Here is a 311-nt window from a genome sequence, read left to right as displayed (position 1 = left end):
CTCCGATCGCGTTATTTTGACAGCGATACAGAACTTTCGACAAGAGCTAACTAGTTCAGACACGCATAAATCATTCATTGAGTCGACGATTGCAAAAAATCGAAATGAGATTGAAGCGGCCGTATTATCCGTGCTGCGTACAGAGCTTGCACCGAAGCTGCAGGAACTGACTGCCTCATCAGGTGGTGGCAGTATATTGGCGAGCGAAATGGGTAATGCTATTGAAGAAGGATTGGCCAACACACCTGAATTGCGCCGCTATCTACGCATGATACCTATCGCGGGCAGCCTGATTGAATCACAGCTACATC

General features: G+C 47.6%; 1 protein-coding gene. It reads left to right on the top strand.

Going from position 1 to position 311, the window contains the following annotated elements; all coding sequences use genetic code 11:
- The coding region (locus SB725_RS30600; RefSeq protein WP_410923100.1) for a hypothetical protein at positions 1-311 on the top strand (311 nt) is incomplete at both ends.

This window comes from Pseudomonas sp. SIMBA_041 (assembly GCF_046535095.1).
Taxonomy (GTDB): Bacteria; Pseudomonadota; Gammaproteobacteria; order Pseudomonadales; family Pseudomonadaceae; genus Aquipseudomonas; species Aquipseudomonas mucoides.
Note: the sequence above shows the minus strand (reverse complement) of the source record. Positions and strands in the feature narration are given on the sequence as shown.